The organism is Klenkia terrae (assembly GCF_037083865.1).
GTDB lineage: Bacteria > Actinomycetota > Actinomycetes > Mycobacteriales > Geodermatophilaceae > Klenkia > Klenkia terrae.
This window is the reverse complement of the sequence record NZ_JBAPLV010000001.1, coordinates 21,580-43,672: the sequence shown is the minus strand read 5'-3', so window position 1 is coordinate 43,672 and position 22,093 is coordinate 21,580. Positions and strand designations below refer to the sequence as shown.

The window sequence follows — 22,093 nt, the reverse complement described above, 5'->3', positions numbered from 1 at the left end:
GCCCCGTCACGACCATCGTCCCGACCTGGCCAGCGCGGTGTGGGACGTGCACTCGGACGGGTTGGTGCCCGGCTCGGTCACGGTCGTCTCGCTCTGGCCCGGCGCCAGCAGCGGCATGCAGGTCAGCTGGCTGGCCGTGTTGGTGACGGTCGACCGGACCTGGTCCGGCGCCACGGTGGAGGTGTCGGGGCTCAAGACGTGGTCGTCGCCCGTCTCCGGGGTGATGTCCTGGACGGTCACCAGGACCCGTGCACGGTTCGACGTCATCGCCCAGGGACCGTACGCGGCACAGCTGGGGACGACGGCTCCTCGGCCACCGTCGGCGCGGCGCGGTCGGCGGGGTCCTCGGCGACCTCGGCCGTGCCCCGCACCCGCTCCTGCTCGGCGGCCAGGTCGCGGACGTCCCGGGTGTCCCAGGGCCGGGCCACCCCGGCGGCGGTGAGGACGGCGTCCAGCACACCGGCGGTGAACCCCCAGACGACCAGCCCGGCGACCTCGAAGGCCGGCCCGGTGTAGCCCGAGGGGTGCCGCACCCGGAACCGGCGGGCCGGGTCGACCAGCTCGGCCAGCGGGACCCGGACCACCTGGGCCACCTCGAACGGGTCGCCGGTGACGGTCTGCCGCGCGTCGTCCCACCAGCCGACGACGGGGACCACCAGGTTGTCGCTGGGGCCCAGGAACAGCTCGGGCAGCGTGCCCAGCACCCGCACCGAGGCCGGTTCGACCCCGGCCTCCTCCCAGGCCTCGCGCAGCGCCGTGGCCACCGGGTAGTCCTCCCCCGGTTCGGCACCGCCGCCGGGGAACGCGGGTTGACCGGCGTGCGTGCGCAGGCGGGCCGACTTCTCGATCAGCAGGACATCGTGGCCGCGCTCGGTCTCGCCGAAGAGCACCAGCACCGCCGAGCGCCGCGCGGTGTCGGTGGCGTCGCCCATCCGGTGCCGCAGCGGCAGCGCGTCGGCCGACGCCAGCAGCGCCCGCACGTGCTCCGGGACGCCGGTCAGGTCCGTCGTCACAGGGTCACGCCCAGGTGGTCGGCCACCAGCTGCCGGAGCTCGTCGTAGGAGGACACCGCGCCTGCCTCCGTGTACGCCAGGGTGCCGTCGGCGGCGACGAAGAAGGTGAAGGGCGCCCCGCGGCGGCCCAGGTCGGAGAGCAACTCGTCCTGCTGGTCGAAGGCGTTCGGGAAGGTCACCCCGGCGTCGGCGGCGAAGGAGTCGGCCGCGCCCAGGGTGTCGGTCGTGACCACGCCGAGCACCTGCACCTCCTCCCCCGCGGCGTCGGCGAGCTCCTGGACCAGCGGGAGCTCCTCGCGGCACGGGCCGCACCAGGAACCCCACACGTTGATCACGGTGGGTACGCCCGGGGCCCGGGACAGGTCCAGGCTGCCGCCGCCGATGCACTCGAAGGTCAGCGCGGGCAGCGCGTCGGTGGCCTGCACCGTGTCCCCGGTCTGCTCCGGGCACGGCTGCAGCGCCGTGTCGACGTCCTGCACCCCGGTCTCGGCCGGGCCCGTGGCCTGCGCGCCGTCGTCGGACGACGACCCCGAGGTGCAGCCGGCGAGCAGTGCCGCGGCGGCCACCAGCGCGACCAGCAGCCGCTTCACAGCGTGTCCGAGGCGGCCGGGCTCTTCACCAGCTTCGCGGCCACCAGCGGGTCGATCGGACCCGTGCCGAAGGACGGGCACGCGCGGGCCAGGCCGCACGCCCCGCACGCCGGCTTCTTGGCGTGGCAGACCCGCCGGCCGTGGAAGATGACCCGGTGGGAGAAGTCGGTCCACTCCTTCTTCGGGATCAGCACGGCGACCTCGGTCTCGACCTTGACCGGGTCCTCCTCGGCGGTCCAGCCGAACCGGCGCACCAGGCGGCCGAAGTGGGTGTCCACGGTCAGCCCGGGCACCCCGAAGGCATTGCCCAGCACGACGTTGGCGGTCTTGCGGCCCACGCCGGGCAGGGTCACCAGGTCCTCCAGCCGCCCGGGCACCTCGCCGTCGAACTGCTCGACCAGCGCGCGGCCCAGACCGAGCACCGAGTTGGCCTTGGCCCGGAAGAAGCCGGTCGGCCGCAGGATCGTCTCGAGCTCGTCGCGGTCGGCGCCGGCGTAGGCAGCCGCCGTGGGGTAGCGGGCGAAGAGCGTGGGCGTGACCGTGTTGACCGTCCGGTCGGTGGTCTGCGCGGACAGCACCGTGGCCACCAGCAGCTCCAGCGGCGTCGTGAAGTCCAGCTCGCAGTGCGCATCGGGGTGGATCAGGGCCAGGTCGCGCGCCATCCGCCGGGCCCGCCGGGTCCGCCCCAGCGGGGTCTCGCCGGTGTCGGACGGCGGGAGGCCCAGCCGGACCGCGCGGGCCGGGCGGAGGGGGGTGGACGGAGCTGGTGCGGACACGCGCTCGAGGGTAGGCGGGGGCACCGACAGGCCCGACCTGTCATGCTCGTCCCGCCCGGCACATTCGTCACAGCACGTGTCGGGTCAGCCGCAGCCGGGCATGCCCGGCCCGTCGCCACGTCGTCCGAGGAGGTCACCGGTGGTCGCCCTCGTCGTCATCCTGTTCCCCCCGATGGTCATCGCGTTCCTGCTGATCATGGAGCGCGTCGAGGAGCCGCTGCGCCGGCCGACGTCCCAGCGCCAGGTCGAGGAGTTCCTGGCCTCGGCGACCCCCGGGGACGTCGACGAGCTGGCCCACTCGGGCATCCGCCGGGCCATGGACCGCTGGCGTCGCCGGCGGGCCGGCCGGACGGTCCGCGGCACCGAGGCGATGACCGCCCACCGCTCGGGCGACTGACCCCACCCCACCCTTCGTGGGCACCGTCGTGACGCTCCGCACGGTGAGTACGGCCACAGGCCCTAGACTGCCTCCGGACGTGGGTGATCACTGCACCCGCCACGACGTCGTACGAGAGGTGCACTGGTGGACGAGGTCCTTGCCCAGTCCGGTCTGTTCCAGGGGCTGTCGCCGGAAGCCGCGGAGCCCACGGCGAGCGGCCTGGAGACGGTCAACCTGCCCCGCGGGCGGGTGGTCTTCAACGAGGGCGAGCCCGGTGACAGCCTGTACGTGGTGCTGTCCGGGAAGATCAAGCTCTCCCGCCGCTCCCCCGACGGCCGCGAGAACGTGCTGGCCGTGATGGGTCCCTCCGACCAGTTCGGCGAGCTCTCGGTCTTCGACCCCGGCCCCCGCACGGCCACCGCCACCGCGGTGACCGACGTGCGGCTGGCCAAGATGCCCCAGCAGATGCTGCGGCCGTGGATCGAGGCGCACCCCGAGGTGGGCGAGCGGCTCCTCCAGGTGCTGGCCCGCCGGCTGCGGCGCACCAACGACTCGGTCGCCGACCTCATCTTCACCGACGTCCCCGGCCGCGTGGCCAAGGCGCTGCTGCAGATGGCCGACCGCTTCGGCTCCCGCGAGACCGACGGCCTGCGGGTCAAGCACGACCTGACCCAGGAGGAGCTGGCCCAGCTCGTCGGCGCCTCCCGCGAGACGGTGAACAAGGCGCTGGCCGACTTCGTGCACCGCGGCTGGATCCAGCTGCAGGGCAAGTCCGTCGTCGTCCTCGACGAGGAGCGGCTGCGCCGCCGCGCGCGCTGACCTGACCACCACGAGGGGCCCGGGACCACTGGTCCCGGGCCCCTTCGTGCGTCCGGCGCGTTCAGCGCGGGAGCGGCACGACCAGGCGGATCCGCGTGCCGTCGGGCAGCACGGCCCAGCGCTGACCGGTGCCGTCGTCCTCGAACGTGGGGCTGATCGGGCGCAGCGGCTCCGGTGGCGACCCGGCCAGGGCCGACGCGACGTCCGGGAAGGCCGCCAGCTGGCCCAGGGTGTGGATGGTGGGCGGCAGCATCGGCCGGTCGCCCGACCGCATCTCCGCCAGCGCGCCCTCCGCCGTCGACCAGCCGGCCTCGTCGGCCTCACCGGAGACGTCCTGCGCCTCCTGGCCGACCGGCAGGGCCGCGGCGAAGAACTTGGTGTCGTAGCGCCGGGGCTCCTCCGGCGGGGTGATCCAGTGCGCGAAGGGCCGCAGCAGGTCCGAGCGCAGGGCGAGCCCACGGGCGGCGAGCAGCTCCGACAGCGCCAGGTCCCGGGTCAGCAGGGCCCGTCGCTGGGTCTCCCACTCGGCTCCGGAGACGTCGGGCACCACCCCGCCCGCGGCCGGGCCGGCCAGCAGGACCCCGGCCTCCTCGAAGGTCTCCCGGACGGCGGCGCAGACGAGCTGGCGGGCGGTCGGGACGTCGCAGGCCCAGGTGGCGGCCCACTCCTCGGGGCCCGGGCCGACCCAGTCGAGGTCGGTGTCGCCGTCGCGGGGGTCCACGCCACCGCCGATGTAGGCGGTCATGCCCCCGGCGAACGGCATGCCCTTCGTGCGGCGCTGCAGGTGCACCTCGAGCCCGGACGGTCCGTCCCGCAGGAGCAGGACCGTCGCCGCCTGCCGGATCACCTCAGCTCGACGGTGAGCTCGACCTCGACGGGTGCGCCCAGGGGCAGCTCGGCCACCCCGACGGCGGAGCGGGCGTGCTCGCCGGCCTTGCCGAAGATCTTGCCGATCAGCTCGGAGGCACCGTTGATCACCCGGGGCTGGCCGGTGAAGCCCTCGGCCGAGGCGACGTAGCCGACGACCCGTACGACCCGGGCGACCGAGTCCAGGCCCACCAGGTCGTCGACCGCGGCGAGGGCGTTGAGCGCGCACACCTTGGCGTCGTGCGCGGCGTCCTCGGCCTCGACCGAGCCGCCGACCTTGCCGGTGCGGCGCAGCCCGCCGTCGACGAAGGGCAGCTGGCCGCTGGTCATCACCAGGTTCCCGGTGCGGACGGCGGGGACGTAGGAGGCGACCGGTGCGGCCACCGGCGGGAGCCGCAGCCCCAGCTCGGCCAGCCGGGCGTGCCAGCTCGGCGCCTGGGTGTCCGCGGCGCCGGGCAGGCCCGAGGTCACGCCGAGGGCCGCTTCAGGTAGGCCACCAGCTGCTCGCCGCCGCCCGGCCCGGGCAGCACCGTGACCAGCTCCCAGCCGTCGACCCCCCAGGAGTCGAGGATGGCCTTGGTGTTGTGGGTCAGCAGCGGGATGGTCGCGTACTCCCAGGTGGTCCGTGTGCTCATGCCGCGCGACGCTAGCGCCCCCGCGGGTGGCGTGCTGGGACGGCCCCGCCGCGGGGGCCCCGCCGTGAGCTGGCGGACAGCGGGGAGCGGGCGGGTGCTCCTGCTCCTAGGCTCAGATGCGTGACGTCCGATCCCCCTCCCGTGCGCTGCCACATCGTCACGGGCAAGGGGGGCACCGGGAAGACGACGGTCGCCGCCGCCCTGGCCCTCGCCCTCGCCGCCGACGGGCACACCACGCTGCTGGTGGAGACCGAGGGCAGGCAGGGCATCGCCCAGCTGTTCGACACCCCGCCGCTGCCCTACGAGGAGCGCCGGGTCGCCGTCGCCCGCGGCGGCGGCGAGGTCAAGGCGCTGGCCATCGACCTCGACGAGGCGCTGCTGGAGTACCTCGAGCTCTTCTACTCGATGAAGCGGGCCGGCCGGGCGCTGCGCAAGATGGGCGCGATCGACTTCGCCACCACCATCGCCCCGGGCCTGCGCGACGTGCTGCTCACCGGCAAGGTCAAGGAGGCCGTGACCCGCCGGGTCGACGGCAAGCGGGTGTACGACGCGGTCGTCGTCGACGCACCGCCGACGGGCCGGATCACCCGGTTCCTCAACGTCACCGACGAGGTGGCGGGCCTGGCCCGGTCCGGGCCGATCAAGACCCAGAGCGACGGCGTCATGGCCGTGCTCCGGTCACCGCAGACCAAGGTGCACCTGGTCACCCTGCTCGAGGAGATGCCCGTGCAGGAGACCGCCGACGCGATCGCCGAGCTGGAGGCCACCGGCCTCCCCGTCGGGTCGGTGCTGGTCAACATGGCCACCGAGCCGCTGCTGCCCGCCTCCAGCCTGGCCCGCGCCGCCGACGGCCGTCTCACCGCGGCCGAGCTGGCCCCGGCGCTGGCCGCCGGCGGGCTGCCGGCCGACCCCGCCATCGCCGCCGGTCTGGTCGAGGAGGCCGTGGAGCACGCCCGTCGCTGGCGCTCCCAGGACGCGCTGCGCGGCCGGGTCGCGGAGCTGGGCCGCCCCACCACCGAGCTGCCGCTGCTGACCGGCCCGGTCGACTTGGGCGCCCTGCACGAGCTGGCCGACCGCCTGGAGGTGCTCCGGTGACCTCTCCCGCCCTGGACCTGGACGCCCTCGTCCGCGACCCGGCCACCCGCATCGTCGTGTGCTGCGGCGCCGGCGGGGTCGGCAAGACCACGACGTCGGCCGCGCTCGGGCTCGCCGCGGCCGCCGCCGGCCGCTCGGTCGTGGTGCTCACCATCGACCCGGCCCGCCGCCTGGCCCAGTCGCTGGGCCTGGAGGAGCTGGACAACGAACCGCGCCGCATCGAGACCGGTGGCCCCGGCGAGCTGCACGCGATGATGCTGGACATGAAGCGCACGTTCGACGACGTCGTCGTGGCGCACTCCACCCCCGAGCGGGCCGAGCAGGTGCTGGCCAACCCGTTCTACCAAGCCCTGTCCTCCTCCTTCGGCGGCACGCAGGAGTACATGGCCATGGAGAAGCTGGGCCAGCTGCGGGCGCGCGACGAGTGGGACCTGGTCATCGTGGACACCCCGCCGTCCCGCTCGGCGCTGGACTTCCTGGACGCCCCCGACCGGCTCGCCCGGTTCCTGGACGGGACGATGATCCGCCTGCTGACCGCACCGGCCCGGGCCGGCGGCCGCGCCGGGCTGCGCATGGTGAGCGCCGGCTTCGGCCTGTTCAGCCGGATCATCTCCAAGATCCTGGGCGGGCAGCTGCTGGGCGACATCGCCACCTTCATCGCCGCGCTGGACTCGATGTTCGGCGGCTTCCGCGAGCGGGCCACGGCGACCTACGAACTGCTCAAGCAGCCCGGCACGGCGTTCGTCGTGGTGGCCACCCCCGAGCCCGACGCGCTCCGGGAGGCCTCCTACTTCGTGGACCGGCTGTCCGCCGAGGGCATGCCGCTGGCCGGGCTGGTGCTCAACCGCACGCACCCGCCGGCGACGACCGCGCTGAGCGCCACCCGCGCCGAGGCCGCCGCCGAGGCGGTCGCCGAGGCCGGCGGCAAGGGCGCGAAGCTGGCCGCCGGGGCGCTGCGCGTGCACGCCGAGCGCATGGCGCAGGCCTCCCGCGAGCAGCGGCTGGCCGACCGGTTCGCCCAGGCGCACGCCGGCGTCGCCGTCCGCACGGTGCCGGCCGCGGCCGGGGACGTGCACGACCTGGCCGACCTCGAGGTGATGGCCGCCGCGCTCACCGCCGACGACGCCGACACCGGGACCGGCACTCCCCGCTCCCGCATCCTCCCGCAGCGCCGCTGACCCCCGGCTGGGACGGGTGGGGCGGGGCACCCGCGCCCGCCCGGTGATTCCTGCTCGACACGCCCGTCCGGGTGGATCCGGCAGGTACCTTGGCCTGCGATGTCCGAGACCCATGCCGTGTCCAAGATCGGCGCGCTGTTCAAGCTCGTCGCCACCGTCGTCGTGGCCGGAGCGCTCGTCGCCGGGATGATGCTGCCCTTCGTCGGGGGCACCGGGCTCGTGGCCCGGAACTCCGCCTCGTTGCTGGACGCGCTGCCGGTCGAGCTGACCGACCAGACGCCGAACGGCAACACGGTGGTCAAGGCCGCCGACGGCACGGTGATCACGAACTTCTACGAGCACAACCGCACGCCGGTGGCCGCGGACCAGATCTCCGACGTCATGAAGCAGGCGATCGTCGACATCGAGGACAGCCGCTTCTACGACCACAACGGCCTCGACGTCCAGGGCACCCTGCGTGCGCTGGCCGCGAACATCGCCGCCGGCGGAGTGGCCGAGGGCGGTTCGACGCTCACCCAGCAGCTGGTCAAGCAGACCCTGCTGCAGACCGCGGACACCCCGGAGGAGGCCGCGGCCGCCGACGAGCAGACCGTCGGCCGCAAGCTGCGCGAGGCGCGGTTGGCCCTCGCCCTGGAGGAGACCTACTCCAAGGACGAGATCCTCACCCGCTACCTGAACATCGCCTACTTCGGCGCCGGCGCCTACGGCATCCAGGCCGCCGCCCAGCGGTACTTCTCGGTGAACGCGATCGACCTCACCCTGCCGCAGGCCTCGGTGCTCGCCGGCCTGGTGCAGAGCCCGACCAACGACGACCCCTTGGCTCAGCCGGAGAACGCGCAGGCCCGCCGGGACGTCGTGCTCAACCGGATGCGCGACCTGGGCCACATCACCGACCAGGAGCTGGCCGACACCACCGCCCAGCCCGTCGTGACCGCCGAGGGGCAGCCGCCGGCCCGCAACTGCGTCGGGGCCTCGATCGGCGGGTTCTTCTGCTCCTACCTGCAGTCCTACCTGACCGGCACGCTGGGCATGACCCAGCAGCAGATCGACAACGGTGGCCTGACGATCCAGACCACGCTGCGCCCGGACATGCAGGCCGCCGGCGACCAGGCCGTGCTCAACACCCTGCCCATGGGTGACTCGCTGGCCGGGATCTACACCGCGGTCCAGCCCGGTACCGGGCACGTGCTGGCGATGAGCGTCAACCGGCAGTTCTGCTCCGACGCCGCCAACCCGGCGTGCGAGTCGGTCGTGCTCAACACCGCGTCCAGCCAGGGCTCGGGCTCGACGTACAAGGTCTTCACCGCGGTCGCCGCGCTGGAGCAGGGCTTCTCGCAGTACTACACGCTCACCACGCCCAATCCGTACGTGTCGCGGGTCTACCGGGGCGAGTGCCGCGGGGTGAACTCCAACGGGTACTACTGCGTGCGCAACGTGGGCAACAACTACCCGCCGACCCTGGACATGGACGGCGCCCTGGTCCGGTCCTCCAACACCTACTTCCTGGCCCTCGAGGACGCCCTGGGCAGCGTGGAGGCCCCGGTCCGGGTCGCCCAGCGCATGGGGCTCAGCTCCATCGACGCCACCGCCGACCAGATCGTCGAGGAGAACCGTGGGTCGTTCACCCTGGGCGCCGAGGCCACCAGCCCGCTGGCCCTGGCCAGTGCGTACTCCACGCTGGCGGCCAGCGGGACGCAGTGCGACCCCACGCCGGTCACCGCCATCACCGACCGCGCCGGTGCTCCGGCCACCCTCCCCGACGGCACGCCGATCAACACCGGCAACTCCTGCAACCCGGAGGCGATCCCGGCCGGGGTGGCGAACACGATGAACCAGATCCTCATCGGCGACGTGCAGAGCTCGATCGGCACCGGCACCCGGGCCAACGTCCCGGGCCACCAGATCGCCGGCAAGACCGGGACGTCGCAGAGCAACTACTCGGCCGCGTTCGTCGGCTACACCCCGGAGTACACCGCCAGCGTGATGGTGCTCAACCCGAAGGAGAACGAGGACGTCGGCGGGTTCGGCGGCGGCAAGCCGGCGACCATCTGGAACGACGCGATGGAGCCCATCCTGAACGCCCAGCAGACGGCCCCCTTCCCGCCGGCCGACGCCGCGGTGCAGAACGGGAACACCCGCGCGGTGCCCGGCTGCAGCTCGGTGAGCGACTGCCAGTCGGCCATCACGGGCGCCGGGCTGCGCTACGCCGGGCAGACCAGCGTGGACTCCAGCGAGCCGGCCGGCACCGTCGTGGGCACCAACCCCGGCGCCGGCAGCCGGGTGCAGGAGGGCGGCGCGGTGTCGGTCCAGGTCAGCAACGGCTCCGGCTACAGCGCCCCGGCCCCCGCGCCCGCCCCGGCCCCGGCACCGGCCCCGGTCGACCCGAACGCACCGGACACCAACGGGGACGGCCAGCCCGGCTGACCGGGCCCCGCGCAGGGGCAACCGCACGACACGGCGAGGGCCGGTCGACCACCAGGTCGACCGGCCCTCGCGGCGTCCGCAGACGTCAGCCCAGCTGGCGGCGGACCTCCGCGGCGACCCGGCCGCCGTCGGCCCGGCCGGCCACCTCGGCATTGGCCCGGCCCATGACCTTGCCCATGTCGCCCATGCCGCTGGCCCCGGTCGCCGCGACCACCCCGGCGACCAGCGCGACCAGGTCCTCGTCGGTCAGCTGCGCCGGCAGGTACCCGGCCAGGACCTCGCCCTCGGCCTGCTCCCGGGCGGCCTGCTCAGCGCGCCTGGCGCCGCCGAACGCCTCGGCGGCCTCGCGGCGCTTCTTGGCCTCCCGGCGCAGCACGGCCTGCACCTCGTCGTCGGAGAGCTCGCGGGCCTGCTTGCCCGACACCTCCTCGGCGGTGACGGCGGCCAGCACCATCCGCAGCGTGGCGGTGGTCAGCTCGTCGCGGGCCTTCATGGCCGTGGTGAGGTCGTCGCGGAGCTTCTGCTTGAGGTCGGACATGGACCGAAGCCTGTCACGCCCGGCGAACGGGTTCCCGTCCTAAGCTCCCCCGGTGCGTCCCGCCCTCGCCGTCCCAGCCGCCGTCGTCGGAGCCGGCCTCGCCACCGTCGGCTACGCCAGCCTGGTCGAGCGGGTGCACTGGACCCTGCGCCGGTTCACCGTGCCGGTGCTGCCCGAGGGCCAGCGGCCGCTGACCGTGCTGCACCTGTCCGACCTGCACATGACCGCGGGGCAGACCTCCAAGCGCGACTGGGTGGCCGCCCTCGACGCGCTGGCCCCCGACCTGGTGGTGAACACCGGCGACAACCTGGCCGGCCACGACACCGTGCCGATCGTGCTGGCCGCCCAGGAGCCGCTGCTGGACCGGCCCGGCCTGTTCTGCCTGGCCAGCAACGACTACTACGCCCCCCGCCCGAAGAACCCGCTGAAGTACTTCAAGTCCGACCACAAGCGGGTGCACGGCGACGAGCTGCCCTGGCGCGACCTCCGGGACGGGATGCTGGGGCGGGGCTGGGCCGACGTCACCAACGGGACGGCGGTGGTCGAGGTCGACGGCCGCCGGATCGCCGTCCGCGGCGTGGACGACCCGCACCTGCAGCGCGACGACTACGACGCCGTCGCCGGCCCGACCGACGCCGGGGCCGACCTGCGGCTGGGCCTGGTGCACTCCCCCGAGCCCCGGGTGCTCGACCGCTTCGCCGCCGACGGGCACGACCTGGTGCTGTCCGGCCACACCCACGGCGGCCAGCTGCGGGTGCCGTTCTACGGCGCGCTGGTGACCAACTGCGGCATCCCCCGGGACAAGGCGCGCTGGCTGCACCGCTGGTCACCGCCCGGTCCGGCGGCCAACGGCACCTGGCTGCACGTGTCGGCCGGCCTGGGCACCAGCCCGTACGCGCCCTACCGGTTGTGCTGCCCGCCCGAGGCCACCCTGCTCACGCTGGTTCCCCGGGACACCGCCGTCGGCACCGCGGGGAGCGTGCGTTAAGCTCATCGACGGCTCTCGGGGTGTGGCGCAGCTTGGTAGCGCGCGTCGTTCGGGACGACGAGGCCGCAGGTTCAAATCCTGTCACCCCGACCACCACGCAGAGGCCCGTCCCGCCAGGGACGGGCCTCTGTGCGTGTGCCATGATCCCGCCGTGAACAGCGCCTCCGGCCTGCGCCGGGTCCCGGCCCTGACCGCCGCGATGGTCATCGCCTTCACCGCCTCGGGCTGCTCCAGCGGTGAGGACGAGGTCGCCTACTGCGTGGACCAGTCCAACCAGGTCGTGGACGACGACTACTGCGACTCCGGGTACAACGGCGGCGGGGGCTACTTCATCTGGCTGGGCTCCCCCGGCCGGACGCTGTCCCGCGGCGCCACCGTCCCCTCGGGTGGCCAGACGATCAACCCGGGCGACAGCTCGGCGCGCAGCGGCGCGGGCCTGCCCGGCTCGGGCAGCTACACCAGCGGCAGCGGGGGCAGCCGGTCCGGCGGCTTCGGCACGAGCATCGACAGCGGGGGCGGCAGCAGCGGCGGCGGCTTCGGCTCGTCGGGCAGCTGACGTGCGTCGCGTCCACGACGGCGTCGTCCGGCCGGGCTGGCAGGAGACGGTCACCGCCCAGGGCCTGACCTACTGGGAGACCGAGCTGCCCGACGGCAGCACGACCAGCTACTGGCGCGAGGGCCAGTTCTACGACTTCACGGCCGTGGAGGTCGCCCAGCTGGAGCGCGACGCCGCGACCCTGTTCGAGATGTGCGTCGAGGCCGGGGACCACATGGTCGCCCACCCCGAGCTGATGCTGAAGATGGGCATCCCCGAGTACACCCACGGCCAGGTGGTCGGCACCTGGAACGACGAGCCCTCCAAGCAGAGCGTGTTCGGCCGGTTCGACGTCCGGTACGGCGGGGACAGCCGGCAGTCCCGCCTGGACCCGACGCTGCGCCGCCCGCAGCTGCTGGAGTTCAACGCCGACACCCCGACGTCGCTGCCGGAGTCGGCCTACGTGCAGTGGGAGTGGTTCAGGGAGACCGGCCAGGGCAGCGACCAGTGGAACTCGATCTTCGAGCGGCTCACCCGCGCCTGGGAGCGCAACCTCGGGCTGATCGAGAAGGGGCTGCGCAAGGACCCCGTCGTCTACTTCGCCTGCGACGGCGCCGACCGGTCCGGCGAGGACCTGTTCAACACGTTCCTCATGCGCGATGCCTGCACCCAGGTGACCGACGGCGGCCGCCCCCGGTACAAGACCCGGTCGATCATGATGAACCAGATCACCCTGGACGAGGCGACCGGCGGGTTCTTCGAGGGCGACCCGGCCGACGGCCGGCACCTGGACGTGCTGTTCAAGCTCTACCCGTGGGAGTGGCTGGTCCACGACGACTTCGGCCGGGCCGCCTTCGCCGACATGGACCGCCCCGGCGGCACCGTGTGGATCGAGGCGCCCTACAAGATGCTGTGGAGCAACAAGGGCCTGCTGCCGGTGCTGTGGCAGCTGTTCGGCACCGACCCCGCGCGCAGCCCGCTGATCCTGCCGGCCTACTTCGAGGACGACGACGTCCCCGGCTGGATGCAGGAGTCGCACGTGCGCAAGCCGTTGCTGTCCCGCGAGGGCGCCAACATCACCATCTACGAGGACGGCGCCACGATCGCCTCGACCGGTGGCGGCTACGGCGAGGAGGGCTACGTGCTGCAGTCCTACGCGCCGCTGCCGGACTTCCCCGGCCCCGACGGGTCGCACCACCCGGTGCTGGGCCTGTGGATGGTCGACGGCGAGCCCGCCGGGATGGGCATCCGGGAGAGCCCGGGCCTGATCACCGACAACCAGAGCTACTTCGTGCCGCACGTGGTCGGCCACGGCAGCCCCACCCAGCAGGGAGCCTGATGTTCCTCGACACCGCCCGCGACTACCTGGCCAACTGGCCGATCGCCGCGCTCCAGGTCGTCGTCGTCGCCGCGTTCGTCGCCGCGTTCTGGTACCTGGTGAACGCGCTGACCTCCTTCGACGACAACGCCGAGATCATCACCCGCGGCAACGCCGGCTACATGATCCAGCGGCTGAGCCTGTCGGCCGCGCTCGTCGTGGGCATGCTCAACTCGCTGGAGTACCGGTACGACGAGATCGGCTGGAGCGCGCTGACCAACCTGCTCCTCGAGGGCGCCTGGGTGTTCGTGGCCCTGCTGGTCGCCCGGGTGGTCGTGGACAAGGTCGTCCTGCTGCGGGTGGACAACGTGGCCGCCATGCGGGAGGGCAACGTGGCGATCGGCGTCGTCGAGGCCGGCTTCTACCTGGGCCTGGGGCTGATCCTCAACGGGTCGCTGATCGGCAGCTCGCCGGACTGGCAGACCGGGCTGGCCAGCACGGTGGTCTTCGCCGTCCTCGGCCTGCTCGTGGTGATCGGGGTGTACTTCCTGCACGACCTGGTCACCCACGGGCTCGTCCGCCGCGGCATCGCCGCCGGGTCGCTGCCGGCCGCGTTCGAGATCGGCGGCATCCTCGTCGCGGTCTCCCTCGTCGTCCGGGTCGGCGTGGCCGGGGACTTCACCGGGTGGGGTGCCGGGCTGGCCGCCTTCGCCGCCACCGCCGTCATCGCGGTGGTGACGCTCTACCTGTTCCGGTTCCTGGTGGACCTGGTCATCCTGCGCGGGGTCACGGTCGCCTCGATCCAGCGCGAGGGCCAGGTGGTCGCCGCCGGGCTGATGTCCGGGCTGTTCGTCGTCATCGCCCTGCCGGTCGCCACGGTGGTCGCCGCACAGCTCTGACCTGCCGCCCCGGAACCGGATCGGTACGGTCGCGGACATGGCACGGCTGGATCGTCTGGACATCTCCCGCGCCCGCGGCGGCACCGCCGCCGAGCGGCTCACCGACGCCGCGGCCCGGGCGCACGCGGTCGACCACCTCGGCACCTTCCTGGCCGTCGTGGACCCCGAGCGGGTCGACCCCGGCCTGGCGCCCGAGGGGGCGCTGGCCGGTGTGCCGATCGCGGTGAAGGACAACATCGACACCGTGGACCTGCCGACCAGCGGCGGCACCTCCGCCCTGCACGGCTCCCGGCCGGGCCGCGACCACCACGCCGTCGCCCGGCTGCGGGGAGCCGGGGCCACCGTGGTCGGCAAGACCAACCTGCACGAGCTGGCCTTCGGCATCACCAGCAACAACGCCGCCTACGGCCCGGTCCGCAACCCGCACGACCCCACCCGCTCGGCCGGCGGCTCCTCCGGCGGGTCCGCGGTGGCGGTGGCCACCGGGGTGGTGCCGGTCGCGCTGGGCACCGACACCGGCGGCTCGCTGCGGGTGCCGGCCGCGCACTGCGGCATCGTGGGCTACCGGCCCACCGTCGGCCGCTGGGGTGGCGCCGACGGGTTGGTCGGGCTGTCCAGCACCCGGGACACCGTGGGCGCCCTGGCCAGCACGGTCGCCGACGTCGTCCTGCTCGACCAGGTCGTCGCCGGTGCCGCGCCCGCCACCGTGCCGCACGCCCGCATGCTGCGGCTGGGGGTCCCGCTGCCCGGCTTCTTCGACGGGCTGGCCAAGGACGTCGCCGACGCCGTCGGCCGGGCCCTGGACACCCTGGTCGCCGCCGGGGTCGACCTGGTCGAGGTCGACGTGGTGGCCGCGCACGAGCTCGACGCCCGCTGCGGGTTCCCGATCGTGTTCCACGAGGTGCTGCGGACCCTGCCGGCCTACCTCGGCAGCCTGGACGCCGGGCCCACCTTCGAGGAGCTGGTCGCCGGGGTGGCCAGCCCCGACGTCCGCGGCGCCCTGGAGCACGCGATCGGCGACCCGGTGTCGGGGGTGGCCTACGCGGAGTGCCTGCAGCTGCGCGAGGAGCTGCGCGCGGCCTACGCCGCCGCGCACGAGCTGGACGGCGGGGGCCGGCTGGACGCCCTGGTCTACCCGACCGTGCCGTTGACCGCCCCGCCGCTGGGCGACGACGACACCACCGACCTCGACGGCGAGCAGGTGCCCGTCTTCGGCACCACGATCCAGAACACCGGACCGGGGTCCACCGCCGGCATGCCGGCGGTCTCGCTGCCCTGCGGCACCACCCCGGCCGGCCTGCCGGTGGGCCTGTCGCTGGAGACGCTGCCCGGCACCGACGCCCAGCTGCTCGCGGTGGCCCGGCGGGTGGAGCAACTGCTGTCCTGAGGACCACACCCGTCCGACGAGCGGTTGTGCTCCGCAACCCCCACGCTGGGGTCCGATGACCGAATGGCTGTTCCTGCTCGCCGCGGTCGTGCTCACCGCGCTCACCGGGTTCTTCGTCGCGGCGGAGTTCTCGTGCACCACCGTGGACCGCGGGCAGGCCGCCGAGGCCGCCGACGAGGGACGCCGGGGCGCCGCCGGCGTGGTGACCGCCCTCAAGGGCCTGTCCACCCAGCTGTCGGCCGCCCAGCTGGGCATCACGCTGACCACGCTGCTGGTCGGCTACCTGGCCGAGCCGGCGATCGGCGGGCTGCTGGACGGCCCGCTGGAGTCCCTCGGGCTGTCCGGCGGGACGGCGACCGCCGTGGCGGTGGTCCTGGGCATCGCCCTGGCCACCACGCTGCAGATGCTGCTGGGCGAGCTCGGGCCCAAGAACCTGGCCATCGCCAGCCCGCTGGCCGTCGCCTCCGCCGTCGCGCCCGGGATGCGGGCGTTCACCGCGGTGTTCGGGTTCCTCGTCCGCGCGCTGCAGCGGCTGGCCAACGCGATCGTGCGCTCGCTGGGCATCGAGCCGCGCGAGGAGCTGGACGACGCCCGCGGTGCCGGTGAGCTGGCCGCGGTCGCCCGGCGCAGCGCCGAGGAGGGCGACCTCTCCCCCACCGCCGCCCGGCTGCTGGACCGGTCCCTGGGCCTGCGGGACAAGTACGCCACCGACGTGATGACCCCGCGGACCCGGCTGGTCACCCTGCCCGACACCGCGACCGCCGCCGAGGTGGTCGAGGCCGCGGTGCGCTCGGGCAACAGCCGGTTCCCGGTCTGGCACGGCGACCTGGACGACGTCACCGGGCTGGTGCACGTCAAGCAGGCGGTCGCCGTCCCCGAGGACGAGCGGGGCACCCGCACGGCCGGGGAGCTCGCCCGGCCGGTGCTCGCCGTCCCGAGCACGCTGCGCCTGGACCCGCTGCTGGACCTGCTGCGCGACGAGGGCCTGCAGCTGGCCCTGGTGGTGGACGAGTGGGGCGCCACGCACGGCATCGTGACCCTGGAGGACATCGTCGAGGAGCTGGTCGGCGAGATCACCGACGAGACCGACCGCCCGCTGCGCCAGCTGCGCCGCCGCGGCGACGACGGCTGGGAGGTCTCCGGGCTGCTGCGCCCCGACGAGGTCCGGGAGCGCACCGGCATCCCGGTCCCCGAGGGCCGCTACGAGACCGTCGCCGGGTTCGTCACCCAGCAGCTGGCCCGGTTGCCCGCCGAGGGCGACGAGGTGACCGTCGAGGGCTACCGCCTCACCGTCGCCGGGCTGGAGGGGCGGCGGGTGGCCGTGCTGCACGCCGACCCGCTGCCGCCCCCGGACGACGGCGCCGAGCTGCCCGCCCGCCAGCACGAGGTGGCGCAGTCGTGAGCGACGTCCTCGCCCTGGCGGTCCTGGTCGCCCTCCTGCTGGGCAACGCGTTCTTCGTCGCCGCCGAGTTCGCGCTGGTCTCGGCGCGGGTGGACCAGATCGAGCCCCGCGCCGCCGCCGGGTCGGCCCGGGCGCAGCGGACGCTGGACGCGATGCGCAACGTGTCGCAGATGATGGCCGGCGCCCAGCTGGGCATCACGCTGTGCTCGCTGGGCCTGGGCGCGGTCGGCGAACCGGCCGTGGCGCACCTGATCGAGGTGCCGCTGGAGGCCGCCGGCGTCCCCGAGGGGTTCCTGGACCCGATCGCGCTGGTGGTCGCGCTGGGGCTGGTCACCGTGCTGCACATGGTGCTCGGGGAGATGGTGCCCAAGAACATCACCATCGCCGGCCCCGACCGCGCCGCGATCGCCCTGGGCCCGCCGATGACGAAGGTCGTCCGGGTGCTCAAGCCGCTGATCTGGTTCTTCAACACCACGGCCAACGGCTTCGTGCGGCTGTTCGGGGTGACCCCGACCGACGAGGTGTCGGCGAGCTTCGACAGCTCGGAGATCCGCTCGATGATCACCCAGTCCCGCAGCCAGGGGCTGCTCGGCGACGAGGTCGGCGAGCTGGCCGCCGGGGCGCTGACCTTCGAGACCCACGACGCCCGCTCGGTGCTGCTGCCCTCGGCCGACCTGGTCACCGTCGACCGAGGGATCACCCCGCGCGAGCTGGAGGCGGTCGTCGCCGAGCACGGGTTCAGCCGGTACCCGCTGTGCGCGCCCGACGGGTCGTGGGCGGGCTACGTGCACGTCAAGGACGTGCTGGGCGCCGCCGACCGGGACAGCCCGTTGCCCGAGGACGCCGTCGAGCACTTCGTCGAGGTGGCCGCCGACGAGCCGCTGCCCGAGGTGCTGCAGGAGATGCGCCGGGCCGGGGTGCACCTGGGCCGGGTGGTCTCCGACGGCGAGGTGATCGGGGTCGTCGCGCTGGAGGACGTGCTCGAGCAGCTCATCGGCGACGTCCGGGACGCCGCGGTGGACAGCCCGGCACCGTCGGTGGGCGGCGGCGCCGGCGGGAGGTGAAGGATGGGGGTGTGCTCCCCCCCGACGTCACCGCCCGCTGGCAGGCCCGTTTCCGCGCCCCCCGCGTCTCGCTGCCCGACTGGGCCGAGGACGCCCCGCAGCGCTGCCTGTTCGCCTCCGACGTCACCGGCGTCGTCGAGCAGTACACCTGGGACCGGGACACCGGTGCGCAGCGCCAGGTCACCGACCGGCCCAACGGCACGCTGGCGGCCACGCTGAGCCCGGACGGCGAGACCGTGTGGTGGTTCGCCGACACCGACGGCGACGAGTTCGGCGTCTGGCGCACCCAGCCCTTCGCCGGCGGCCCCGACGCCGTCGCCGTCCCCGAGGTGGAGCCCGCGTACCCGGCCGGCCTGGAGATCGGCCGCACCCTGGTGGCGATCGGCCGGTCCACCGACGACGGCAGCGAGCTGTGGCTGGCCCCGCACGGCCAGGCACCCCGGGTGTTCTACCGCACGCCCGACACCGCCTCGGTCGACGCGCTGTCCCGCGACGAGGACCGGCTGGTGCTCTCGCACTCCGAGCACGGCGACCCCCGCTACCCCGCGCTGCGGGTGCTCGACGTGGCCGCGCTGCCCGACGGGCACGCGCAGTCCGAGCCCGACAGCCCGTGGGTGGTGGCCGAGAAGTGGGACGGCGAGGAGCTGGGCCTGCACGCGCTGGGCTTCTCCCCCGTGCCCGGTGACCTCCGGCTGCTGGTCGGCCACGAGCGCCGCGGCCGCGAGGAGCTGCTGGTCTGGGACGTCGCCGCCGACACCGAGACCGAGCTGGTCCTGGACCTGCCCGGCGACGTGACGGCCGGCTGGTACCCCGACGGCTCGGCGCTGCTGGTCGGCCACGACCACGCCGCCCGCAGCGAGCTGTACCGCTACGACCTGGCCACGGCCGAGCTGACCCGTCTGGAGACCCCGCCCGGCGTCGTCCGCGGCGCCACCGCCCGCCCGGACGGTTCGGTGGAGCTGGCCTGGTCCTCCTCCGAGCGACCGCCGGTGATCCGCCGGGCCGACGGCCCGGTCGTGCTGGCCGCCCCCGGCGACGAGCCCCCGGCCGGCTACCCGGTCGAGGACCGCTGGGTGCCCGGCCCCGGCGGGGACATCCACGCCCTGCTGGTCCGCCCGGCCGGCGAGGGGCCGTTCCCCACCGCGTTCCTGGTGCACGGCGGACCCGAGGCGGCCGACGACGACGGCTACCGGGCCCGCCGGGCCGCCTACGTCGACGCCGGGTACGCCGTCGTCCACGTGAACTACCGGGGCTCCTCCGGCTACGGCTCGGCCTGGCGCGACGCGCTCACCGGCCGGCCCGGGCTCACCGAGCTCGAGGACGTCGCCGCGGTGCAGGACGCCCTGGTCGCCGAGGGCGTCGTCGACCCGGCCCGCTGCCTGCTGTCCGGCGGCTCGTGGGGCGGGTTCCTCACCCTGCTCGGCCTGGGCACCCAGCCCGACCGCTGGGCCGCCGGCATCGCCGAGGTCCCGGTCGCGGACTACCTGGCCGCCTACGAGGACGAGATGGAGGGCCTGCGAGCCTACGACCGGGCGCTGTTCGGCGGCTCGCCGGCCGACGTCCCCGAGGTCTACCGCCGGTCCTCACCGCTGACCTACGTCGACGACGTCGCCGCCCCGGTCCTCGTGGTCGCCGGCGCCAACGACCCGCGGTGCCCGATCCGGCAGATCGACAACTACCTGGCCGCGCTCGTCGAGCGGGGCAAGGCGCACGAGGTCTACCGCTTCGACGCCGGCCACGGCTCGCTGGTCATCGAGGAGACGATCCGCCAGGTCGAGACCGCCCTGGACTTCGCCCTCCGCCACGTCGCGCCCTGAGCGGGGTCGCTGCGCACCGTTCCCCGGTGCGCAGCGACTCCACTACGCCTGAGCGGCGATGAGCTCCGCGATCTGGACGGTGTTCAGCGCCGCGCCCTTGCGGAGGTTGTCGTTGCTGACGAACAGGGCCAGCCCGTTCGGTCCGTCCTGCCGGATGCGGCCGACGTAGGACGGGTCCTGGCCCGCGGCCTGCAGGGGCGTGGGGACGTCGACGAGCTCGACGCCGGGCGCGGACGCCAGCAGCTCGCGGGCGCGCTCGACGGTGATCGCCCGGTCGAACTCCACGTTGAGCGACAGCGAGTGCCCGGTGAAGACCGGCACCCGGACGCAGGTGCCCGACACCCGCAGGTCGGGGAGGCCGAGGATCTTGCGGGACTCGTTGCGGAGCTTCTGCTCCTCGTCGGTCTCCCACGAGCCGTCGTCGACGACGGAGCCGGCCATCGGCAGCACGTTGAACGCGATCGGCGCGACGTAGACGGCCGGGTCGGGGAAGGCCAGCGCCGACCCGTCGTAGGCCAGCTGGTCGGCCTTCTCCACCACCGCGAGCGCCTGGCCGTGCAGCTCCCGGACGCCGGCGACGCCGGACCCGGAGACCGCCTGGTAGGTCGACGCGATGATCCGGACCAGCCCGGCCTCGTCGTGCAGCGGCTTGAGCACCGGCATCGCGGCCATCGTGGTGCAGTTCGGGTTGGCGATGATCCGGCCCTCGCCCGCGAGCGCGATGTCGCCGGGGTTGACCTCGCTGCAGACCAGCGGGATCGCCGGGTCCTTGCGGAACGCCGAGCTGTTGTCGATCACCGTCACGCCGGCGGCGGCGAACCGCGGCGCCTGGGCGCGGGAGGTGGTGGCGCCGGCGGAGAACAGCGCGACGTCCAGCCCGGTCGGGTCGGCGGTCGAGGCGTCCTCGACGGTGACCTCGCCGTCACCCCAGGGCAGGGTGGTGCCCGCCGAGCGCGCGGAGGCGAAGAACCGGATGCTCGCGAGCGGGAAATCCCGCTCGGCGAGGATCTGCCGCATCGCCACGCCGACCTGCCCGGTCGCGCCCACGACGCCCAGGTGCAGCGGGCGGCTCATCGCCCGGTCCCCCCGTAGACGACGGCCTCGACGTCCGAGCCCAGCTCGAAGGCGTCGTGCACCGCGCGGACGGCGAGGTCCACGTCGGCGTCCCGGCAGACCACGGAGATCCGGATCTCCGAGGTGCTGATCAGCTCCAGGTTGACCCCGGCGTCGGCCAGCGCGCCGAAGAACTTGGCCGAGACGCCCGGGTGCGAGCGCATCCCGGCACCGACCAGGGACACCTTGCCGATGTGCTGGTCGAACACGACGTCGGTGAACCCGACGGTGTGCTTGACCTTCTCCAGCGCGGCCAGCGCGGTGGGCCCGTCGCTCTTGGGCAGGGTGAAGGAGATGTCGGCGAGCTTGGTGGCCGCCGTCGACACGTTCTGCACGATCATGTCGATGTTGATCTCGGCGTCGGCCAGCACGCGGAACAGCTGGGCCGCCTCGCCCGGCCGGTCCGGGACCCCGTAGACCGTGATCTTGCCTTCGCTCCGGTCGTGCGCGACGCCGGAGATGATCGCCTGTTCCACCGTGAGGTCCTCCATCGAGCCGGACACCGTGGTGCCGGGGAGCTGGGAGTAGGAGCTGCGGACGTGCACCGGGATGTCGTACCGGCGGGCGTACTCGACGCACCGGAGCATGAGGACCTTCGCCCCGCAGGCAGCGAGCTCCAGCATCTCCTCGTAGGTGACGGTGTCCAGCCGCCGGGCGTTCGGGACGATCCGCGGGTCGGCGGTGAAGACGCCGTCCACGTCGGTGTAGATCTCGCACACGTCGGCGTGCAGCGCCGCCGCCACCGCGACCGCGGTGGTGTCGGAGCCGCCGCGGCCCAGCGTGGTGATGTCCTTGGTGTCCTGGCTGACGCCCTGGAACCCGGCGACGATGACGATCGAGCCCTCGTCCAGCGCCGACCGGAGCCGGCCCGGGGTGACGTCGATGATCCGCGCCTTGCCGTGGCTGGACGTGGTGATCACCCCGGCCTGCGAGCCGGTGAACGACCGCGCCTGGTAGCCGTGCACCGAGATGGCGATCGCCAGCAGCGCCATGGAGATGCGCTCGCCGGCGGTCAGCAGCATGTCCAGCTCGCGACCGGGCGGGTCCGCGGTGATCTGCGAGGCCTGGTCCAGCAGGTCGTCGGTGGTGTCGCCCATCGCGGACACGACGACGACGACGTCGTGCCCGGCCCGCTTGGCCGCCACGACGCGCTCGGCGACGCGCTTGACGCGCTCGGCGTTGGCGACGGACGAACCGCCGTACTTCTGCACGACCAGGGCCACGGGGCCCGAGACTACCGCCCGACCAGCCGGATC

23 protein-coding genes and 1 tRNA gene are annotated in these 22,093 nt (G+C 74.0%); 14 read left to right on the top strand and 10 right to left on the bottom strand.

The genetic code is table 11. The features are described 5' to 3' along the window. Window positions 1-6: 6 nt before the first annotated feature. Genes UXQ13_RS00205 through nth form a run of 4 tightly spaced genes read right to left on the bottom strand, consistent with a single transcriptional unit; the run spans window position 7 to window position 2,379 of the window. Window positions 7-267 (bottom strand): hypothetical protein, encoded by a 261-nt coding sequence (locus UXQ13_RS00205; protein ID WP_225234320.1) that lies wholly within the window; start codon window positions 265-267, stop codon window positions 7-9. Beyond that, entirely contained in the window at window positions 264-1,013 is a 750-nt protein-coding gene (locus UXQ13_RS00200) for an NUDIX hydrolase (protein WP_225234319.1), read from the bottom strand. The genes UXQ13_RS00205 and UXQ13_RS00200 overlap by 4 nt, the downstream gene beginning before the upstream one ends. Next, on the bottom strand, window positions 1,010-1,603 hold the full coding sequence (locus UXQ13_RS00195) for a TlpA family protein disulfide reductase (RefSeq protein ID WP_225234318.1): 594 nt from the start codon (window positions 1,601-1,603) through the stop codon (window positions 1,010-1,012). Before UXQ13_RS00195 ends, UXQ13_RS00200 begins: the two co-directional genes overlap by 4 nt. Beyond that, window positions 1,600-2,379: an endonuclease III gene (nth, locus tag UXQ13_RS00190; protein WP_225234317.1), complete on the bottom strand. Its 780-nt coding sequence runs from the start codon at window positions 2,377-2,379 to the stop codon at window positions 1,600-1,602. The genes UXQ13_RS00195 and nth overlap by 4 nt, the downstream gene beginning before the upstream one ends. Before the next feature lie 139 nt (window positions 2,380-2,518). On the opposite strand from nth, the gene UXQ13_RS00185 reads away from it, so the two are divergent. Further along, the gene (locus UXQ13_RS00185) at window positions 2,519-2,776 is read left to right on the top strand and encodes a hypothetical protein (RefSeq protein WP_225234316.1); all 258 of its coding nucleotides are present in this window, start codon (window positions 2,519-2,521) and stop codon (window positions 2,774-2,776) included. 126 nt (window positions 2,777-2,902) lie between these two features. Then, window positions 2,903-3,577: a Crp/Fnr family transcriptional regulator gene (locus UXQ13_RS00180; RefSeq protein WP_225234315.1), complete on the top strand. Its 675-nt coding sequence runs from the start codon at window positions 2,903-2,905 to the stop codon at window positions 3,575-3,577. A gap of 61 nt (window positions 3,578-3,638) precedes the next feature. On the opposite strand, the gene UXQ13_RS00175 is transcribed toward UXQ13_RS00180, so the two are convergent. The 3 genes from UXQ13_RS00175 to UXQ13_RS00165 are packed head-to-tail and all read right to left on the bottom strand — an operon-like array spanning window position 3,639 to window position 5,079. Continuing rightward, entirely contained in the window at window positions 3,639-4,424 is a 786-nt protein-coding gene (locus tag UXQ13_RS00175) for an NUDIX hydrolase (protein ID WP_336391597.1), read from the bottom strand. Next, window positions 4,421-4,915, bottom strand: coding sequence for a RidA family protein (locus UXQ13_RS00170; RefSeq protein WP_225234313.1), 495 nt, complete (start codon window positions 4,913-4,915; stop codon window positions 4,421-4,423). Before UXQ13_RS00170 ends, UXQ13_RS00175 begins: the two co-directional genes overlap by 4 nt. Beyond that, window positions 4,912-5,079 (bottom strand): Sp36 family protein, encoded by a 168-nt coding sequence (locus UXQ13_RS00165; RefSeq protein WP_225234312.1) that lies wholly within the window; start codon window positions 5,077-5,079, stop codon window positions 4,912-4,914. The genes UXQ13_RS00170 and UXQ13_RS00165 overlap by 4 nt, the downstream gene beginning before the upstream one ends. A 120-nt stretch (window positions 5,080-5,199) precedes the next feature. Between UXQ13_RS00165 and bagA the strand changes: the two genes are divergently transcribed. The 3 genes from bagA to UXQ13_RS00150 all read left to right on the top strand — a co-directional run bounded on the left by bagA (window position 5,200) and on the right by UXQ13_RS00150 (window position 9,776). Next, window positions 5,200-6,174 (top strand): ATPase BagA, encoded by a 975-nt coding sequence (gene bagA / locus UXQ13_RS00160; RefSeq protein ID WP_225234311.1) that lies wholly within the window; start codon window positions 5,200-5,202, stop codon window positions 6,172-6,174. After that, window positions 6,171-7,352, top strand: coding sequence for an ATPase BagB (gene bagB / locus UXQ13_RS00155; RefSeq protein ID WP_225234310.1), 1,182 nt, complete (start codon window positions 6,171-6,173; stop codon window positions 7,350-7,352). Before bagA ends, bagB begins: the two co-directional genes overlap by 4 nt. A 99-nt stretch (window positions 7,353-7,451) precedes the next feature. Next, the gene (locus UXQ13_RS00150; protein ID WP_336391596.1) at window positions 7,452-9,776 is read left to right on the top strand and encodes a penicillin-binding protein; all 2,325 of its coding nucleotides are present in this window, start codon (window positions 7,452-7,454) and stop codon (window positions 9,774-9,776) included. A gap of 85 nt (window positions 9,777-9,861) precedes the next feature. Here UXQ13_RS00150 and UXQ13_RS00145 read toward each other — a convergent pair whose 3' ends face one another. Continuing rightward, window positions 9,862-10,314 carry a GatB/YqeY domain-containing protein gene (locus tag UXQ13_RS00145; protein ID WP_336391595.1) on the bottom strand — a complete coding sequence of 151 codons (453 nt, stop codon included), beginning with the start codon at window positions 10,312-10,314 and terminating at the stop codon, window positions 9,862-9,864. A gap of 52 nt (window positions 10,315-10,366) precedes the next feature. Here UXQ13_RS00145 and UXQ13_RS00140 point away from each other — a divergent pair, with 52 nt between their 5' ends. The 9 genes from UXQ13_RS00140 (at window position 10,367) to UXQ13_RS00100 (ending at window position 19,724) form a co-directional block, all read left to right on the top strand. After that, window positions 10,367-11,302, top strand: a complete 936-nt coding sequence (locus UXQ13_RS00140) for a metallophosphoesterase (RefSeq protein ID WP_225234308.1) — start codon at window positions 10,367-10,369, stop codon at window positions 11,300-11,302. Between the two features lie 16 nt (window positions 11,303-11,318). Further along, window positions 11,319-11,395, top strand: a tRNA-Pro gene (locus UXQ13_RS00135). A gap of 58 nt (window positions 11,396-11,453) precedes the next feature. Then, entirely contained in the window at window positions 11,454-11,858 is a 405-nt protein-coding gene (locus UXQ13_RS00130; RefSeq protein ID WP_225234307.1) for a hypothetical protein, read from the top strand. Between the two features lies 1 nt (window position 11,859). Continuing rightward, a complete protein-coding gene (locus UXQ13_RS00125; protein ID WP_225234306.1) occupies window positions 11,860-13,176 on the top strand; it encodes a glutathionylspermidine synthase family protein in 1,317 nt (438 codons plus the stop codon). After that, on the top strand, window positions 13,176-14,054 hold the full coding sequence (locus tag UXQ13_RS00120) for a DUF350 domain-containing protein (RefSeq protein ID WP_225234305.1): 879 nt from the start codon (window positions 13,176-13,178) through the stop codon (window positions 14,052-14,054). The genes UXQ13_RS00125 and UXQ13_RS00120 overlap by 1 nt, the downstream gene beginning before the upstream one ends. 37 nt (window positions 14,055-14,091) lie before the next feature. Continuing rightward, window positions 14,092-15,441: an amidase family protein gene (locus UXQ13_RS00115; RefSeq protein ID WP_225234304.1), complete on the top strand. Its 1,350-nt coding sequence runs from the start codon at window positions 14,092-14,094 to the stop codon at window positions 15,439-15,441. Between the two features lie 55 nt (window positions 15,442-15,496). Next, window positions 15,497-16,843 carry a hemolysin family protein gene (locus UXQ13_RS00110; RefSeq protein ID WP_225234303.1) on the top strand — a complete coding sequence of 449 codons (1,347 nt, stop codon included), beginning with the start codon at window positions 15,497-15,499 and terminating at the stop codon, window positions 16,841-16,843. Continuing rightward, on the top strand, window positions 16,840-17,907 hold the full coding sequence (locus UXQ13_RS00105) for a hemolysin family protein (protein WP_225234302.1): 1,068 nt from the start codon (window positions 16,840-16,842) through the stop codon (window positions 17,905-17,907). The genes UXQ13_RS00110 and UXQ13_RS00105 overlap by 4 nt, the downstream gene beginning before the upstream one ends. Window positions 17,908-17,918: 11 nt before the next feature. Further along, window positions 17,919-19,724 carry a S9 family peptidase gene (locus UXQ13_RS00100; RefSeq protein WP_336391594.1) on the top strand — a complete coding sequence of 602 codons (1,806 nt, stop codon included), beginning with the start codon at window positions 17,919-17,921 and terminating at the stop codon, window positions 19,722-19,724. Between the two features lie 42 nt (window positions 19,725-19,766). Here UXQ13_RS00100 and UXQ13_RS00095 read toward each other — a convergent pair whose 3' ends face one another. Together UXQ13_RS00095 and UXQ13_RS00090 are read right to left on the bottom strand one after the other, a co-directional pair. Beyond that, window positions 19,767-20,798, bottom strand: a complete 1,032-nt coding sequence (locus UXQ13_RS00095; RefSeq protein ID WP_225234300.1) for an aspartate-semialdehyde dehydrogenase — start codon at window positions 20,796-20,798, stop codon at window positions 19,767-19,769. Then, window positions 20,795-22,060: an aspartate kinase gene (locus tag UXQ13_RS00090; RefSeq protein ID WP_225234299.1), complete on the bottom strand. Its 1,266-nt coding sequence runs from the start codon at window positions 22,058-22,060 to the stop codon at window positions 20,795-20,797. The genes UXQ13_RS00095 and UXQ13_RS00090 overlap by 4 nt, the downstream gene beginning before the upstream one ends. Window positions 22,061-22,093 lie beyond the last annotated feature (33 nt).

Bases quoted from the DNA above. Each gene is read 5' to 3' on its own strand.
- UXQ13_RS00205 (WP_225234320.1), bottom strand. From the start codon at position 267: ATGACGTCGAACCGTGCACGGGTCCTGGTGACCGTCCAGGACATCACC.
- UXQ13_RS00165 (WP_225234312.1), bottom strand. From the start codon at position 5,079: ATGAGCACACGGACCACCTGGGAGTACGCGACCATCCCGCTGCTGACC.
- UXQ13_RS00150 (WP_336391596.1), top strand. From the start codon at position 7,452: ATGTCCGAGACCCATGCCGTGTCCAAGATCGGCGCGCTGTTCAAGCTC.
- UXQ13_RS00145 (WP_336391595.1), bottom strand. From the start codon at position 10,314: ATGTCCGACCTCAAGCAGAAGCTCCGCGACGACCTCACCACGGCCATG.
- UXQ13_RS00120 (WP_225234305.1), top strand. From the start codon at position 13,176: ATGTTCCTCGACACCGCCCGCGACTACCTGGCCAACTGGCCGATCGCC.
- UXQ13_RS00115 (WP_225234304.1), top strand. From the start codon at position 14,092: ATGGCACGGCTGGATCGTCTGGACATCTCCCGCGCCCGCGGCGGCACC.
- UXQ13_RS00110 (WP_225234303.1), top strand. From the start codon at position 15,497: ATGACCGAATGGCTGTTCCTGCTCGCCGCGGTCGTGCTCACCGCGCTC.
- UXQ13_RS00095 (WP_225234300.1), bottom strand. From the start codon at position 20,798: ATGAGCCGCCCGCTGCACCTGGGCGTCGTGGGCGCGACCGGGCAGGTC.